16 protein-coding genes and 1 tRNA gene are annotated in these 15887 nt (G+C 56.9%); 6 read left to right on the top strand and 11 right to left on the bottom strand.

Annotation, left to right across the window (positions count from 1 at the left end):
• Nucleotides 1-14: 14 nt before the first annotated feature.
• Nucleotides 15-389, bottom strand: coding sequence for a DUF805 domain-containing protein (locus I6J28_RS11725; RefSeq protein WP_275431223.1), 375 nt, complete (start codon nucleotides 387-389; stop codon nucleotides 15-17).
• An 80-nt stretch (nucleotides 390-469) separates the two neighbouring features.
• Here I6J28_RS11725 and I6J28_RS04605 point away from each other — a divergent pair, with 80 nt between their 5' ends.
• On the top strand, nucleotides 470-1378 hold the full coding sequence (locus I6J28_RS04605) for an NAD(P)/FAD-dependent oxidoreductase (protein WP_204611053.1): 909 nt from the start codon (nucleotides 470-472) through the stop codon (nucleotides 1376-1378).
• Nucleotides 1379-1430: 52 nt separating this feature from the next.
• On the opposite strand, the gene I6J28_RS04600 is transcribed toward I6J28_RS04605, so the two are convergent.
• The 4 genes from I6J28_RS04600 to pgm all read right to left on the bottom strand — a co-directional run bounded on the left by I6J28_RS04600 (nucleotide 1431) and on the right by pgm (nucleotide 4463).
• Nucleotides 1431-1503: transfer RNA gene (locus tag I6J28_RS04600), tRNA-Ala, on the bottom strand.
• 76 nt (nucleotides 1504-1579) lie between these two features.
• Nucleotides 1580-2311 carry a DsbA family protein gene (locus I6J28_RS04595; protein ID WP_204611051.1) on the bottom strand — a complete coding sequence of 244 codons (732 nt, stop codon included), beginning with the start codon at nucleotides 2309-2311 and terminating at the stop codon, nucleotides 1580-1582.
• Between the two features lie 54 nt (nucleotides 2312-2365).
• Nucleotides 2366-2830, bottom strand: a complete 465-nt coding sequence (locus I6J28_RS04590) for a MauE/DoxX family redox-associated membrane protein (protein ID WP_204611050.1) — start codon at nucleotides 2828-2830, stop codon at nucleotides 2366-2368.
• Between the two features lie 16 nt (nucleotides 2831-2846).
• Nucleotides 2847-4463: a phosphoglucomutase (alpha-D-glucose-1,6-bisphosphate-dependent) gene (gene pgm / locus I6J28_RS04585; RefSeq protein WP_204611049.1), complete on the bottom strand. Its 1617-nt coding sequence runs from the start codon at nucleotides 4461-4463 to the stop codon at nucleotides 2847-2849.
• Between the two features lie 136 nt (nucleotides 4464-4599).
• On the opposite strand from pgm, the gene I6J28_RS04580 reads away from it, so the two are divergent.
• Genes I6J28_RS04580 through I6J28_RS04570 form a run of 3 tightly spaced genes read left to right on the top strand, consistent with a single transcriptional unit; the run spans nucleotide 4600 to nucleotide 6690 of the window.
• Complete coding sequence (locus I6J28_RS04580) at nucleotides 4600-6021, top strand: alanine/glycine:cation symporter family protein (protein ID WP_204611048.1); 1422 nt, start codon at nucleotides 4600-4602, stop codon at nucleotides 6019-6021.
• A 10-nt stretch (nucleotides 6022-6031) separates the two neighbouring features.
• A complete protein-coding gene (locus I6J28_RS04575; protein WP_204611047.1) occupies nucleotides 6032-6334 on the top strand; it encodes a fluoride efflux transporter family protein in 303 nt (100 codons plus the stop codon).
• Nucleotides 6331-6690, top strand: a complete 360-nt coding sequence (locus tag I6J28_RS04570) for a fluoride efflux transporter FluC (protein WP_204611046.1) — start codon at nucleotides 6331-6333, stop codon at nucleotides 6688-6690. Before I6J28_RS04575 ends, I6J28_RS04570 begins: the two co-directional genes overlap by 4 nt.
• A 50-nt stretch (nucleotides 6691-6740) precedes the next feature.
• On the opposite strand, the gene I6J28_RS04565 is transcribed toward I6J28_RS04570, so the two are convergent.
• The 3 genes from I6J28_RS04565 to I6J28_RS11720 form a co-directional block, all read right to left on the bottom strand.
• Nucleotides 6741-9284 carry an ABC transporter permease gene (locus tag I6J28_RS04565; protein WP_204611045.1) on the bottom strand — a complete coding sequence of 848 codons (2544 nt, stop codon included), beginning with the start codon at nucleotides 9282-9284 and terminating at the stop codon, nucleotides 6741-6743.
• The gene (locus I6J28_RS04560; RefSeq protein ID WP_204611044.1) at nucleotides 9285-10013 is read right to left on the bottom strand and encodes an ABC transporter ATP-binding protein; all 729 of its coding nucleotides are present in this window, start codon (nucleotides 10011-10013) and stop codon (nucleotides 9285-9287) included.
• Between the two features lie 151 nt (nucleotides 10014-10164).
• Nucleotides 10165-10425, bottom strand: a complete 261-nt coding sequence (locus I6J28_RS11720) for a hypothetical protein (RefSeq protein WP_239454669.1) — start codon at nucleotides 10423-10425, stop codon at nucleotides 10165-10167.
• On the opposite strand from I6J28_RS11720, the gene I6J28_RS11715 reads away from it, so the two are divergent.
• Nucleotides 10414-10815, top strand: a complete 402-nt coding sequence (locus tag I6J28_RS11715; RefSeq protein ID WP_239454660.1) for a hypothetical protein — start codon at nucleotides 10414-10416, stop codon at nucleotides 10813-10815. The genes I6J28_RS11720 and I6J28_RS11715 overlap by 12 nt on opposite strands.
• A gap of 89 nt (nucleotides 10816-10904) precedes the next feature.
• Here I6J28_RS11715 and I6J28_RS04550 read toward each other — a convergent pair whose 3' ends face one another.
• The 3 genes from I6J28_RS04550 to I6J28_RS04540 all read right to left on the bottom strand — a co-directional run bounded on the left by I6J28_RS04550 (nucleotide 10905) and on the right by I6J28_RS04540 (nucleotide 14176).
• Nucleotides 10905-12248: an IS256 family transposase gene (locus tag I6J28_RS04550; RefSeq protein WP_204608743.1), complete on the bottom strand. Its 1344-nt coding sequence runs from the start codon at nucleotides 12246-12248 to the stop codon at nucleotides 10905-10907.
• Nucleotides 12214-13478, bottom strand: a protein-coding gene (locus I6J28_RS04545) for an IS3 family transposase (protein ID WP_239454659.1) whose coding sequence is annotated in 2 segments (ribosomal slippage) — nucleotides 12214-13217 and nucleotides 13217-13478 — 1266 coding nt in all. Because the reading frame shifts where the segments join, the coding sequence is not laid out codon by codon here. The genes I6J28_RS04550 and I6J28_RS04545 overlap by 35 nt, the downstream gene beginning before the upstream one ends.
• A gap of 41 nt (nucleotides 13479-13519) precedes the next feature.
• Entirely contained in the window at nucleotides 13520-14176 is a 657-nt protein-coding gene (locus tag I6J28_RS04540) for a hypothetical protein (RefSeq protein WP_239454658.1), read from the bottom strand.
• Nucleotides 14177-14427: 251 nt separating this feature from the next.
• Here I6J28_RS04540 and I6J28_RS04535 point away from each other — a divergent pair, with 251 nt between their 5' ends.
• A complete protein-coding gene (locus I6J28_RS04535; protein ID WP_204611042.1) occupies nucleotides 14428-15771 on the top strand; it encodes an IS256 family transposase in 1344 nt (447 codons plus the stop codon).
• Nucleotides 15772-15887: the final 116 nt, after the last annotated feature.

Below are 15887 nucleotides of genomic sequence, written 5' to 3'. Positions count from 1 at the left end.
AGGCAAGGCAATTTTTAAAGCGCCGCGCGCTCGCGCGTGGGCAGCGCCATCATAAAGAGCAACGCAATCCCACCGAGCACGGGAATGAACCCAATCAGGCATAACAGGCCCGTCCGCCCAGAATCATGCAAGCGCCGGCACATCAAGGAAACGACTGGAATCACAAGTACCGCCTCTGCAATAGTCTCAATATCCACGCCAAAGTGCCGGTCGATAATGCCGATTGACACAAAAATCAGCACGAGGAAACCAAAGACCCACCAAAACTCACTCATGGACGCCCGGCCACGAAAGTTGAAGTACTTTACAAAGAACCTGCCTACCGCCTGTACAGGCGACGCCCCATAGAGCGCTTCGCATGTAAAGAACCCTGTGGAATCACGATTCATTCTGCGCGCGAGCCCCTTTGATGTTGACTGCATATACTCGGCTGCGCACCATGCTACCCACTTCCTATAAAGGAGGAGCAATGTACTCGGATGTCATCATCATCGGCGGTGGCTTTGCCGGCACCGCAGCCGCCATCACCTTGGCCCGCGCTAACCGAAATATTCAGTTAATCGATTCCGGGGCTCCCCGCAATCGCTTCAGCGACCATGCCCACGGCATCCTTGGCCTCGACGGCGCGGCTCCCGCCGAATTGCTTCAGCGCGGTCATGCGGAGGTGGGGAAATTCGGCGGAACCATTACCCAGGGCTCGGTGGAGAAACTCACCCGGGATTCTGAGTGCAAGCCTTGGCAGGTAAAGCTTGACAGCGGCGAGGTTCTCGCGTCCCGCCACGTTCTCGTCGCTACGGGACTCACGAACAAGCTCCCTGCAGTCCCCGGCCTCAGCGATTTGTGGGGCACCAGAGTCTTTCACTGCCCGTACTGCCATGGCTACGAAGTCACTGGGAAGAAGGTTGCACTCATCGGCGGCGCGAATCCGCCTTTTACCATCCGGATCAGCAAGCTGCTGTCCACGTGGACGGACACGCTGACCTTTTACCCCAATGGCCTTGAGCTCACCGATCTTGACCGTACCCAGCTCGCCGGATTAGGCGTAAAAGTAGTCGATGCAAAGGTGACACAGGTCCAAGCAGATGAAGCGACTCCAACCGGCGTAAAGGTGCACAGTTCTGCTGGAGAAGACACCTACGAAGCGTGCTTTACTGGGCCCGATTTTCTGCCCAATGACGCACTGTTACGAGATGCTGGCTGCGAATCAGCCAACGGGTGGGTCAGCGTAGAGCGTGGCCAGACCTCGATACCGCGCCTGTGGGCGGCCGGCAATGTGGTCAGCTCGCCGGACCAGGTCTCGCAAGCGATGGGCAGCGGTGCGGCCGTCGGCATCGCCATCGATCAGCGCCTGCTCGATGAGGATCTAGCGGAGCTCTAGCCCACCGCAACAAGGAAAAGGAGAGGAACTAATGTTCCCCTCCTTTATATTGTGGAGCTAACGGGATTCGAACCCGTGACCCCCACACTGCCAGTGTGGTGCGCTACCAGCTGCGCCATAGCCCCTCAAACGAGGTGCAACCCTGTGGGCTGCAACTCGCTTAAATATACATGGAGGGTATTTAACTCTCCAAATCGCCTGCTACTTAGTGACGATCTCTACCCAGTCACCCAGGTTCTTGCCGGCCTTTTGATCCTTTTCTGATGGAACATCCTTGCCATCCTTGACAATACGCGGCGAGGAGACAGAGCCGGTTTCCTTATCCAGCTTGTCGTAGTTGGTCTTTGCCACCTTATTGCCCTGCTTGATGTCCACGTTCTTCATGGACTTGACGACATCATCTTCGGCACCAAGTTCCTTGGCTTGGTCAGCGATATCTCCGGTCTCCCACTTATTTGCGACACTTTGTTGATTTTGCATGAGGAAGTCACGCAAATTCCAGTAGGTCTTGACGTCGCCGGACTTTGCCAACTCCGACATAGCGGCTGCCGCCTTAGTGGAGTAGCCCTCCTGGTTTTCAATGTCCCTGCCATCCAGGAAGTTTAAGGTACGAACATGTACAACAAGCTTTCCGTCCTCGATAGCCTGCTTCATTTTGCCATCAGTGGCCTGCGCCAATTCAGCGCAATGTGGACAGGAGTAATCTTCGTACAGATCTACCTCAGGGGTATCGTCCGTAGCATTCTCGCCCTTCAGCGTGATTGCACCATCGGTGTACTCCATGGTCATATTGACGTCTTCGATGCCGTCATCGGACTGTTTACCGTTCCACACGATGTAGCCAATGACAACGGCAATAATGACGAGGAGCACGCCGACTCCCCAAATAAATCCGTTGCCACCCTTGGCGTTCGGGTCAGATACTTTGCTCATTTGAACCTTGCCTTTGCAATTCTTCGGACTCGATCAGCCTACCTTGCCCAACTACTAGGGGTGAAGGGCAAACTTGGTGAAGGGGCGCTTGATGGTCCATAGGGTCAGGAATAGATATGCGGCGTCGCGCAGCAGCGTCTTCGCATAATCCATTCCTCGGTCAGGATTTTGGGCGTCAAAGCCAAAGCAGCCGCAGTCAATATCCAGTCCACGGGCCCAAGCTTGTGCGATGCCCACCATAAAGAGCAGCAACACGACGGTGGCCACGATGGAGGACTTTCGCAAAAACAGCCCGAGCAGCAAGAGCACGCCACCAATAACCTCCAGTGGGCCAATGACCGTTGCGAGGTAAAGAGCCCAATCAGGCGTAAAAATGTCATAGCCCTTAATGGCCTGGGTCATGTCTAGGGTTTTGCCAAGCTTATGCACGCCGGCGTCAATCCACACCCAAGCCATAAAAAAGCGGGCGATGAAGCTGATGACGTCGAGCACCAGCTTCCCATTAGTCTTGCTACTCACGAGGATGAGTGTAGCGTTAAACCCCTAATACATGGTAAACAACTGCCTGTGCTTCTGCTTGCACCTGCTTGAGATGTTCCTCACCCAAGAAAGATTCGGCATAGATTTTGTACTTATCTTCAGTGCCGGAGGGACGGGCGGCGAACCAGGCATTTTCCGTCGCTACTTTCAGGCCGCCAATCGCGGCACCGTTGCCGGGTGCCTCCGTCAGCTTGGCCATAATGTCCTCGCCCGCCAGCTCTGTAGCGGTGACCTTGTCCGGAGACAACTTCTTGAGGATGGCCTTCTGCTCACGGTTCGCGGGGGCGTCGGTGCGGGCATAGGCTGGGGCGCCAAATTTCTCCGCGAGTTCTGCGTAGCGCTGGGACGGAGTCTTGCCGGTGACGGCGGTGATCTCCGCGGCGAGCAAGTCCATAATGATGCCGTCCTTGTCGGTGGACCACACGGAGCCATCGAAGCGCAGGAAAGACGCCCCGGCAGACTCCTCGCCACCGAAACCAATGGTGCCTTCGAGCAACCCCGGTACAAACCACTTAAAGCCGACGGGAACCTCCACCAATTCGCGGTCTAGGCTTTCCACCACGCGATCGATCATGGAGGAGGACACCAAAGTCTTGCCCACACCGGCACTCCCCCATTGCGGGCGGTGACTAAAGAGGTACTCGATAGCCACGGCAAGGTAGTGATTGGGGTTCATGAGTCCGGCATCGGGAGCGACAATGCCATGGCGGTCCGCGTCGGCGTCGTTGCCGGTGGCAAGGTCGAACTTAGAGCGGGCGTCGATAAGCGAGGCCATAGCATCCGGCGAGGAACAATCCATGCGGATCTTTCCGTCCGTATCCAAGGTCATAAAGCGGAAAGTGGAATCCACCTCCGGATTCACCACGGTCAAGTTGAGCTCGTAATGGTCCGCGATGGCCTGCCAATAATCCACGGAGGCGCCACCCATGGGATCGGCACCGATGCGCAGGCCGGAATCTTTAATGGCCTGCATATCCACCACATTCTTCAGGTCAGCCACGTAGTTGTGCACGTAGTCGTGCTTCACGCAGCGCTCGTCCAGCACGCCCGCGACAGACGTCCGCTTCACGCCTTCCAGCCCGGCGCGCAGGTACTCGTTCGCGCGGCCCGCAATCCAATCGGTGGCCTGAGCATCGGCCGGTCCACCGGTAGGCGGGTTGTACTTGAAACCGCCATCGCGGGGAGGATTATGGGACGGGGTAATCACGATGCCATCGGTGCCTGGGTGGGTCAGGATGGCATGGGAGACCGCTGGGGTCGGCGTGTAGCGGCCGCGATCATCGACGCGAACCTCCACCCCATTGGCCAGCAGCACCTCAAGGGCGGAAACCATGGCAGGCTCGGACAGCGCGTGGGTATCGCGGCCGATGAAAATCGCCCCAGCAACGCCTTGTTCCGCGCGGTAATCCACAATGGCTTGGGTAATCGCTAGGATATGAGCCTCATTAAAGGCGCAATCGAGCGCTGAGCCGCGGTGGCCTGAGGTACCGAAGGACACCTGCTGATCCGGGTTCTCCGCATCTGGGGTGCGGGTGTAGTAGGCGGTGACCAATTCTGCGATATCAATAAGATCCGTGGGCTGTGCCAGCGTGCCGGCGCGCTCGTGGGCCATGGCGTGCTCCTTGAAGGGTTGGGATGGGATGCCATTCCAGCTTGCCTGCTCTCCCGTGGTTGCGCAGGACGAATATTCCCCCGGCTGGGGGTATGGGTAAATTTACTCTATTTCTATAGTTCGCTAGATTTACAGAATGGACTCGCTTAATTCCATCCTCTCCGCCATCAGCACCGTGGTGTGGGGACCATTCATCCTCATTCCCCTCCTGCTGGGCACCGGCTTGTGGCTAACCATTCGTTTGGGCGGACTGCAATTCCGCGCGCTGGGCCGCGCGACGCGTCACGTCTTTGCCACAGATTCTGACGATGAGTCCACCGAGGGTGATATTTCCAATTATCAGGCGCTGACCACCGCCCTTGCCGCTACCGTAGGCGTGGGAAATATCGTAGGCGTGGCCACCGCGCTGTCCATCGGCGGCCCTGGCGCACTGGTATGGATCTGGATTACCGGCCTCGTGGGCATGGCGTCCAAGTACACCGAGACCTACCTGGGCGTGCGTTTTCGCACCACGGATTCCAAGGGCGAGATGTCCGGCGGGCCGCAGCAATACCTGAAGCGTGGCATCCCCGGGCCACTCGGATCGGTACTCGCAGTATTCTTCGCCATCTTTGCAATTTGCGCCTCTTTTGGCATCGGCAACCTCGCCCAAGCCAATGCTGTGGCTACCAATATGGAATCGACCTTCGGCATCGCCCCAGCAGCCACCGGTGCGATCCTCTTCGTTTTGGTGGGCTCCGTACTCCTTGGCGGAATCCAGGCCATCGGGCGCATTACCGCCGCCTTCGTACCGTTGATGATCATCGTCTACGTCCTGGGCGGGCTCTATGTAATCTTCTCGCATGCCGCGGAGATTCCCGCCGCCTTTGCGATGATTTTCAGCGATGCCTTCACCGGCACCGCCGCCGGCGGTGGATTCGTAGGCTCCACCATCATGATGGCTATTCAATACGGTGTTGCCCGCGGCATCTTCTCCAATGAGTCCGGCATGGGCTCCGCCGCCATTGCCGCCGCGGCTGCCAAGACCCCGCACCCAGCGCGCCAGGGGTTGGTATCGATGACGCAGACCTTCATTGACACCATCATCGTGGTAACCATCACTGGCTTGGTCATTGTTGTGGGCGGTACCTGGGATATGGGCCGCGACGAGGCTGGAATCATGACAGCCGAGGCCTTTTCTCGCGTACTCCCAGGTGACTGGGGCGGCACCATCGTTTCGCTCTCCATTATTTTCTTCGCCTTTTCCACCATCATGGCCTGGGCATATTACGGCGAGCGTTCCCTGGAGTCCCTCTGCGGCCGCAAGGCCTCTATCCCCTACCGCATGTTTTTCGCCTGCCTCCTCTTCGTCGGCTCCGTCTCGGAGCTCGAGCTCGCTTGGACCTTCTCGGACCTGGCCAATGGCCTCATCGCCATCCCGAACCTCATTGGCCTGCTCCTGCTCTCCGGCCTCGTGGCCCGCGAGACCAAGGCCTACCTAGCCTTTGACCCCAAGCTCAATAAGCCAGTCGATGAGGTGCGCGCGTTCGTAGAGTCCCAGGGGATGGACTGGAAGTAACATAGGCCGCATGCCTCAGTTCCTCGTCGTGGGTGCTGGCGCTGCGCTCGGCGCGGTAGCCAGGTACCTCCTCTCCGCCGCGCTCGGCGGCGGCATGCTCCCGCTGCTCCTTATCAATATCCTCGGCAGTGTCCTCATGGGCTACTTCCGCCCCGGCCCCTTTTGGGGCACCGGCGTGCTCGGCGGTTTCACCAGCTTCGCTACCTTCGCTTTCCTAACCTCCGAGGCCCATTGGGCCGTCGCCCTGGCCTATGTCCTAGCCACCATCGTTGGCTGCGTGGGCGGCTACTTGGCAGGTGACAAGCTGCGATGAATCTTCTCTGCGTCCTTATCGGCGGCTTCATCGGCGGCAGCCTGCGCTATGGCTTTACCCGGCTTGTCCCCGCCCGCTACTGCACTTTCGTGGCGAATATTTTGGGCTCTCTAGCCCTTGGCCTGGCCTATGGTTTCGCCCAGCTTGCCGACGCCCCCCTTCTCCACCCCTTCCTCGCCCTCGGCCTCGCCGGCGGCCTATCCACTTGGTCCACATTGGCGAAGGAACTGGGTGAGATGATCAAACGCAAACAGTGGTGGCGACTGTGCAAATACCTCTTCTGGACCATCGGACTCGGCATCGTTCTAGCCTGGCGCGGCACCATCTGGGCGGCCCGCATTTATCACGGCATATAAGCAAAATGGTCTCATTCTCCGCGCGAAGAATGAGACCATTAGCTGTATACCTAGTCTGCGATTGCCTCCAATGGCGGCGTCTTTGCCGCACGGTTCGACGGCCAGACGGCCGCGATAATGCCGACGATAGCCGAGCCTACGAGCATAATGAGCACCATCGCCCACGGAATCTGCGCGGAGTCCAATCCCTCATCACCGAGGATCTCGATGAAGGACCAGCCCAAGCCGAGGCCGATAAGGATGCCCATCACCGCGCCGAAGAGCGCAATCTGCACCGATTCAAGAGTGATCATCGTACGGATCTGGCGGCGCTGCGTACCCACGGCACGCAACATACCAATCTCCTGGCGTCGCTCAATAACACCCAGGGTCAAAGTATTGACAATACCCAGCACGGCAATAATCACCGCTAGGGCAAGTAGGCCATACAGAATGGAGAGCATCTGGTCGATAAAGCCAGCCGCCTGGCCCGCATACTCCTCGCCAGAATTAACCTGAACCACGACCAAATCCTTGACCGAGTCCTCTAGGTTATGGCGCAGCTCTTCCTTGTCATAGCCTTCCTGGCCCAAGACGCCCACCATTTGGACGGTAAAGGACTTCTTTGGTGCGACCTTTTCCGCCACATCCTGCGAAAGCACCATATTCTGGACCACATCGGTGGGCTTAAAGGTACCGACCAGCTTGGCCTCGGCCTTCTTGTCCTTTTCCGCAGAAGTAACCTTGTAGGTCTCTCCTACCTTCCAGCCGTGTTCCTTGGCAAAATCTTCGGTAGCAATGAAGCCCTTCTCCAAGTTGGCATCGCCCTCGACCATGTCGAGCGCAATCATCGACGACGGATCTCCATCCGCAGTCGTCGTTTGCTGGAATTCTGGACCATAATCCATCGATGCCTGACCATCGACGGTCACCGGAGCCATACCGACGGTAATCACCTTATCGACGCCCTCGGCCTCCGCCGCGCGCTTACCCGTATCCTTCGGCGTCGGGAATTCACCGGAGCTAGGACCGGAAAGCAGGTAATCAGAAGTGATGTTCTGCTCCACGGTATCGGCCACAGAAGACTTCATCGTTGCACCAAGCATGCCGATGGCCGTCACCAGAGCCACGCCCAAAGTTAGCGCGAAGGCAGTGGCGGCGGTGCGGCGCGGATTGCGTCGCGAGTTAGTCGCCGCCAGTGAACCAATAGCGCCAAACGGTGCACCGATTGCCTTGCCCACCGTCGGCACCAGAGGCAGCGACAAAGCAGGGCCGGCCAGGAAGAATCCGACGATGACGCCGAACGCGCCAACGCCGACGAGGATGGCGCGGACGCTGGTTTCGCCGTCGGAAAGCACGCCTGCCAACGCCGCAACAATACCCACCAGCAAGATAGTGGCACCGAAAATCGTGCGTACCTTCAGGGAAGTTCCGGAAGCAGATTCGGTAGTGCGCATTGCCTCCACCGGCTGTACGCGGCCCGCGCGCCGTGCCGGCGCCCACGCGGATACAACCGTCACGATGGTGCCCAAAATAATTGGAACTACGATGGCCGAAACGCTCAGGCCCAAGCCGCCATCGAGTGACATTCCCTGCGCGCTCATGACTGCCTTAATGATTGCGACCAAACCCATACCCGCAATCACGCCAACAATGGAGCCCAGAACGCCAACAATGGCGGACTCCACCACCACCGAGTTTGTAATCTGGCGACGGGAAGCACCCAGCGCACGCAAGAGAGCGAACTCCTTCGTTCGCTGCGCGACAATCATCGAGAAAGTATTCGCAATGATGAAGGTGCCTACCAGCAGCGCAATCAGGCCGAAGGCGATGAGGAAGTAATTGATGAACTTCAAGGCAGAAGACATCATCTCCGAGGTCTCCTCAGCCAGGCGCTCACCCGACTCCGCCTTGACTTCATACTTCTCGTTCAGGTGGTCCACCAAGGCATTCGCATCCACTCCATCGGCTGCAGAAACCTTGAGCTGGCTCGGCTCGCCGTAGCGCTCCAGGTAATCCTTTTCAGCCATGCTCAGCACGATGCTCTCGCCCTGGTCTACCGCGGGCTCCGAGATGCCAGAGACGGTGACTTCATCCTGCTCATCGGGGTGAACCACAGTCAGCTTCTGGCCCACGGAAATGTCGTACTTGTCGGCCGCGGAAGAGTTGATGAGGACCTCGTCCTTACCGCTAGGCTCCTCGCCCTCCTTCAACTTATCGGCGCCACCAACGACCTGGTCTTCCGGGTAGAACGGAACAACACTGGCCGTGCCGCCCTGGGTTTGAAAGGCCTCCGAGTTCTCATCGGCCGCGACAACGGTCTCCGAATCCGCGATATTGATGTTCTTGACATCCTTATCGTCGGCCAACTTCTGGCGCAGCTTGTCATCCAGTTTCGCGCCATTGTCGTCTTTTTGGCTCACCACTGCATCCACACCGCGGAACTGATTATCCACGGCGGAGTCAAACGTAGACTTCAGCGAATTGGTAAACATAAACGAGCCGGCAATAAACGCGGTGCCCAAAACCACCGCGAGAATCGTCAGCCCAAGGCGCAGTTTATGCGCCACGATATTGCGCAGAGACACTCTACGCATTGCGTTTCCGCGTGCCATTTAGCCCTCAATCTCCGCCATTACCTGGTGAATGGCCTCCATCGTCGGATTGTGCAACTCATTCACAAGCTTGCCGTCAGCAAGGAAAACCACCCGGTCCGCATACGAGGCGGCCTTGGCATCGTGTGTCACGATGACCACTGTTTGGTCGTCCTTATCCACCGCGGTTCGCAAAATGTCGAGCACCTCGGCCGAGGAATTCGAATCCAGGTTGCCCGTTGGCTCATCGCCGAAGATGATTTCCGGCCGAGAAACCAATGCACGAGCACAGGCCACGCGCTGCTGCTGTCCGCCAGACAATTCAGCTGGGCGGTGTTCCAGGCGCTCTGCTAGGCCGAGGCGGCTAGTGACCTCCTCAAACCACTGCTTATCGACGCCCTTACCCGCAATATCCGTAGGCAGCGTAATGTTTTCCGCCGCAGTCAGCGTGGGCACAAGGTTAAAGGACTGGAAAATAAAGCCCAGCCGGTCACGACGCAAGGCCGTAATGTTTTTGTCATTGAGCGCCGACATATCGGTATCACCGATAAATGCTGATCCGGAGGTCGCTGAATCGAGACCAGCCATGGTGTGCATCAGCGTCGACTTACCGGAACCCGATGGGCCCATGATCGCCGTGAATTCGTTCTTGCCGAATTCAATGGATACATGATCAAGAGCGACGACAGCTGTGTCATCGCTTCCGTATTGCTTAAACAAGTCAACGGCGCGAGCCGCAGCATTAGTCATGAGACAAATTCTCCTTGTAAATGGGAAATTACCTATTTAAGTCTAGCGACCGTGGCCCCCGGCCGACATCATCCCTGAGGAGGAAAACGGCATACGAGAGCCCGGCACCACCGTTCTCGTGGGTCACACACTGCGGGCTCCGGCCTACTCCCTAGCCCTCCTTTCGCTGTGTTCGTTGTTGTTGGTGTGTGAGGTATTGGGCCCAGGTGTGGTTCCAGTGGGTGTGGTGTGTGGCTAATGGTCCCGTGGGGTGGTCTAGTTGGTAGGTGCCATCGCGGTGGAGCCAGGCGATGGTTCCGGTAATGGGGTCGAGGATGTAATGGACTCTGCGGTCGGTTTTGATGTTGTGGTGGTGTTGGCAGAGGTTTACTAAATTATCTGGGCTGGTAGGCCCGCCAAAGTGGTATTCGATGCGGTGGTCGAGTTGGCAGCGGGTGGCGGGGACGGTGCAGCCGGGCCAGCGGCAGGTGGCGTCTCTGCCTTGGGTGTAGGCGCGGATGTCGGTGCTGGGGGTATAGGAGTCCGCCTCGTCGGCGTTGAGTCGGCGGATGAAGGTGTTGTCTGTGGGGGCGTGGTTGAGGTTTATCCATCCGGCACCGGGGTGAAAGACGAGGTTGGCTTTTTCGTTGGTGGTAAACGTGTTGATGGCAACGCTGGTGTGGGTGTCTTCGAGTATGAGGTCGATGAGTGCTTGTGCGGCGGTGGTGGTGGCCTGGTTGGTGTAGGCGTCGATGTGGCGGACGATGATGGTGGCGGTGGTGGGGTTGACCGCAATTCGTGGACACGTAGTGGGGCTACCTAGTGTTTAGGCAGCTATTTCTTTTCTACTGGTGGTTAGACCAATGTGGTTTTCGAAGGAGCGTGTCAAGTTGTTTGTGTGTGGGGCTGGGTTTATAGGTATTTGTCGAAGCGGTCGGGGTAGGCCACGGCCATTTGGTTGATGGCTTGTTTCCAGCCGGATACTCGGGCTCCTTCCATGAGTCTGCCGGCTGTTCTTGAGACTCGTTTACCTTGCTTTGCTCTCTTGGCGGCTCGCTTGTCTTCAATATTGCAGATCATCAACCACAGCGTCTTTAGGGCTGATTCATCGTTGGTGAACTGCACCCTGTTGCGAGTAGCTTTACGCAGCTCATTGTTAAAAGATTCAATGGAGTTCGTCGTATAGATCACCTTCCTAGCTGCTGGTGGGAACTGCAGAAACGGGACAAACCGCGCCCACGCGTCCTGCCAGACCTTGACTGAGCGGGGATACTTCTCACCCAGCTCGGAAGCCTCGAATTCGGCTAAAGCAGCCCTAGCTGTGGACTCGTCTGTGGCGGTGTAGACCTTCTTCAACGCGGCTGATACAGCCCGGCGATCCCCGTAGGCTACCCACCGGTTCGCGGCACGTATCAGGTGCACGATACAGGTTTGCACCATAGAGTTCGGCCAGGTTGCCTCGACTGCTTCTGGTAGGCCTTTCAGCCCGTCACAGCAGACGATAAAGACGTCTTTGACACCACGGTTAGAAAGATTGGCGCATACCTGCGCCCAAAATGAAGCGCCTTCTTCTTTGGCAATCCACAATCCTAAAATGTGTTTGATGCCGTCAAGGTCCACACCGATTGCCATGTACGCACTCTTGTTGACTACCCGGCCGCCATCGCGGACTTTAATGCGCAGCGCGTCCAGGAAAATGACCGGGTAGAACTCATCTAGCTGGCGGTTTTGCCAGACCATAACCTCATCCAAGACGGCGTCAGTAACCGCTGAAATCGTCTCATGGGAGATATCAACCCGCATCGCCGTTGCCATGTGGTGCTGGATATCCCTGATTGTCATCCCACCGGCGTACAAGCTGACAATCATGTCATCGACATCAGTTAAACGTCTCGAGCCTTTAGGGACCATAGTTGGGATAAACGTCCCAGTCCTGTCTCTGGGGATATCCACGGTGACCGGCCCGTAGTTAGAATCCACGGTCTTTGTGTACGACCCGTTGCGGTGATTGTCTGTCCCAGCTGCAGCTTTGCCGCTCCTATCACCAGACTCGTAGCCGAGGTGGGCATCCATCTCGGCATTCAAACCCCTAGTAATCGAGGCTTGCAGCATGCCGCGAACCAGGTCATTGGCATCCGTTGTGGACGTGCCTAGGTCGTCAATCAGTTTCGCGATTTCAGGGTTAGCAAGCAGCTTCTTTTCAATCGCATCAATCTTGGCCTTATCGGCCGGATCTCGTCGTGCCACAGTAGTCATTCTGGTCCATCTCCTCATGCAGGTTGGGAACCCACACACAAACCATCAGACACTCTCTTTCGAAGTCGACGGGACTGACCATTCCTAGTGCAGAGTGCCGGCGCCGACGGTTGTAAACGACTTCCATCCAGTAGGCAACGGCCTTGCGCGCAGCATCGCGGGTAGGCCAACGCTTACGGTCGTAGAACTCGGTTTTAAGCGTCGACCAGAACGACTCAGCCATCGCGTTATCAAAGCACACACCAGTACGCCCCACAGACTGAGCAATGCCCAGGTTATGGCAGACTTCCCAGAGCTTCTCGCTGGTAAATTGCGTTCCGCGGTCAGCGTGGAACACCAGCCCATCAGGAACGTCACCGCGCAGTGTATATGCCATCCGCAGGGCCCGTTCGACCAGGCATGTATCTTGAACGCTATCCATCGCCCAGCCCAGCACCCTGCGGGAATGGCCGTCGCGGACCGCACACAAGTACAACCATCCCTCGCTGGTGCGTAGGTAGGTAATATCCGACATCCACACTCGGTTGAGATCACCAGTATCAAACACGCGCTTGACCAGGTCAGGAAGACTCGACTGACGCTTAGCTTGAATCGTTGTCACCGGGACAAAGGCACGCGGTGAAATCCCTTCAATTCCCATCAGGCGCATCCGCTTAGCCACAGTCTTGCGATTCAGGGTGATCCGGTAACGCTCGGTAAGTTCTGCGGTGATCCGGGGAGCACCATAAACCTCATCGGAGTCTTTCCAGATCTGATGAATCTTGCGGTCAACGTCATCGTAAAATGTTGCACGATTATCTTTTCCGGATAGTCGTTTCTGCTGCGTATCAGCCCATTTGTAGTATCCAGACCGAGACACTTTTAATAGCCGTGCCATGCGTTTGATGCTGTAGTTTGCCTTCTCCTGCTGCATCAATTCGAACTTTTCTGCTCGCGTTGCTTCGCGGCGAAGAAGGCTGTCGCTTTTGACAAAAACTCATTATCCATCTTGGCTTCCGCCAACTCACGGCGCAGACGAGCATTCTCAGCACGAAGATCCGCCTCACTCATCCCATCCGAGGCCCCTCGGCGTTCACGCTCGAGTTTGACCCACCGGCCTAAAAGCCCGGCGGAGACGCCAATCTCCTTAGCCACATGAGCGATCGGGCGCTCTGACTCGATTACCAAGTTCGCGGCTTCACGCCGGTACTCCGGCGTGTACTTCTTGCGCTGTTGACTCACAATGAACATCCTCTCCTACGGACACAAGATCCGCACAAATAGGGTGTCCACTAAACGAGGGTAACCTCAGTGGCGCTATCGCAGGTTAGCGTTAGTGTGGTGGTGTTATCGGGGTTGTAGTTGATGCGCAGTCGTGGTTCGGGTTGTTGTTCTTTGTCTTCGGGGCGCAGGTGGGTGTCGATGAAGGTGCGGATGAAGCGGCGAAGGTCGGCGTCGGTGGGGACGGTTTGGTTGGGTGTGGTGGGGGTGAGGAAGTCTGCGAGTGCGGCGTCGATGGCTTCGAGGTGGTCTGGGTTGTTGTCTAGGCGGGTGAGTTCGCGGTCGATGATGCGCAGTTTGGTCAGGTCGAGTATCCAATGCTGGCCTTGGACTTCGGTGACTAGGGGTAGTTGGCGCATGCGGAAGTGGGCGCGCAGGAAGCCTAGGAGTTTGTTGTAGGAGATGCCGAGGTCTTTGGCGAGGCTGGTGAGGCTGAGGTCAACATCCTCGTCTAGTTGGGGGAGGATGGCGCGGTAGAGGAACCAGGAGGTTTTGCGTGTGTAGGTGCCGGCTTTGCCGATGTGGTTGCCGGGAGCGTTGGTGGTGTAGAACGCTTCCGGCATATCACCATCGTCTAGGGGATCGGTGTCGGGGTGGTCACCTATGAGGAGGGTGTTTGGGTAGTCGAGGCTGGTATCTGGTTCGGGCGGGGCAAGTGTGGCAGTCATGAACAGGACACTCCAGGAAAGAAGACAGTGTTCGTATGTGTTTTCTAACGAGTGCCTTCATAGTATCCCGACTGGTGGACATGTGACCCCTGTGGGGGTGTTTGTGTTCGAAAAGGGTGCCCTAAAACCGCAGGGATCCCCAGAGTCGCGCCACGACCAGCAACGGGGGTAAAAGAAAAGGTTTAGAGTGAACAGAGAGTGTCTGATGGTTTGTGTGTGGGTTCCCAACCTGCATGAGGAGATGGACCAGAATGACTACTGTGGCACGACGAGATCCGGCCGATAAGGCCAAGATTGATGCGATTGAAAAGAAGCTGCTTGCTAACCCTGAAATCGCGAAACTGATTGACGACCTAGGCACGTCCACAACGGATGCCAATGACCTGGTTCGCGGCATGCTGCAAGCCTCGATTACTAGGGGTTTGAATGCCGAGATGGATGCCCACCTCGGCTACGAGTCTGGTGATAGGAGCGGCAAAGCTGCAGCTGGGACAGACAATCACCGCAACGGGTCGTATCCAAAGACCGTGGATTCTAACTACGGGCCAGTTACCGTTGATGTCCCGAGGGATCGGGCTGGCACATTCTTGCCGACTATGGTCCCTAAAGGTTCTAGGCGCTTGACTGATGTCGATGACATGATCGTCAGCTTGTATGCCGGTGGGATGACAATTAGGGATATCCAGCATCATATGGCAACTGCGATGCGTGTTGACGTTTCCCATGAGACGATTTCTGCGGTTACTGACGCCGTCTTGGATGAAGTCATGGTCTGGCAAAACCGCCAGCTAGACGAGTTCTACCCGGTCATTTTCCTGGACGCGCTGCGCATTAAAGTCCGCGACGGTGGCCGAGTAGTCAACAAGTCCGCGTACATGGCAATCGGCGTGGATCTCGACGGTATCAAGCACATTTTAGGATTGTGGATCGCCAAAGAAGAAGGCGCTTCATTTTGGGCGCAAGTATGCGCCAATCTTTCTAACCGTGGTGTCAAGGACGTCTTTATCGTCTGCTGTGACGGGCTGAAAGGCCTACCAGAAGCAGTTGAGGCAACCTGGCCGAACTCTATGGTGCAAACCTGTATCGTGCACCTGATTCGCGCAGCGAACCGGTGGGTAGCCTATGGGGATCGCCGGGGTGTATCGGCCGCGTTGAAAAAGATTTACACCGCCACGGACGAGTCCACAGCTAAGGCGGCCTTAGACGAATTTGAAGCCTCTGAATTGGGAGAAAAGTATCCACGCTCAGTCAAGGTCTGGCGAGGTGCATGGCAGCGTTTCGTACCGTTTTTGCAGTTCCCACCAGCAGCCAGAAAGGTTATCTATACGACGAACTCCATTGAATCATTCAACAATGAACTGCGTAAAGCTACCCGTAACAGGGTGCAGTTCACCAACGATGAATCAGCCCTGAAGACGCTGTGGCTGATGATCTGCAACATTGAAGACAAACGCGCTGCCAAGAGGGCGAAGCAGGGCAAACGAGTCTCAGCGACAGCCGGCAGACTCATGGAAGGAGCCCGAGTTTCCGGCTGGAAACAAGCCATTAACCAAATGGCCGTGGCCTACCCCGACCGCTTCGACAAATACCTATAAACCTAGCCCCACACACAAACAACTTGACACGCTCAGTGAACAGCCCCAACCAATGCCCCCGGTTAAGTAGATGGGAAAATCTAGGACACTTCCCTCAACCGCGTGAGCCGAATAAT

The sequence above is a fragment of the Corynebacterium tuberculostearicum genome, from assembly GCF_016894265.1.
Classification (GTDB): domain Bacteria; phylum Actinomycetota; class Actinomycetes; order Mycobacteriales; family Mycobacteriaceae; genus Corynebacterium; species Corynebacterium tuberculostearicum_D.
Note: the sequence above shows the minus strand (reverse complement) of the source record. Positions and strands in the feature narration are given on the sequence as shown.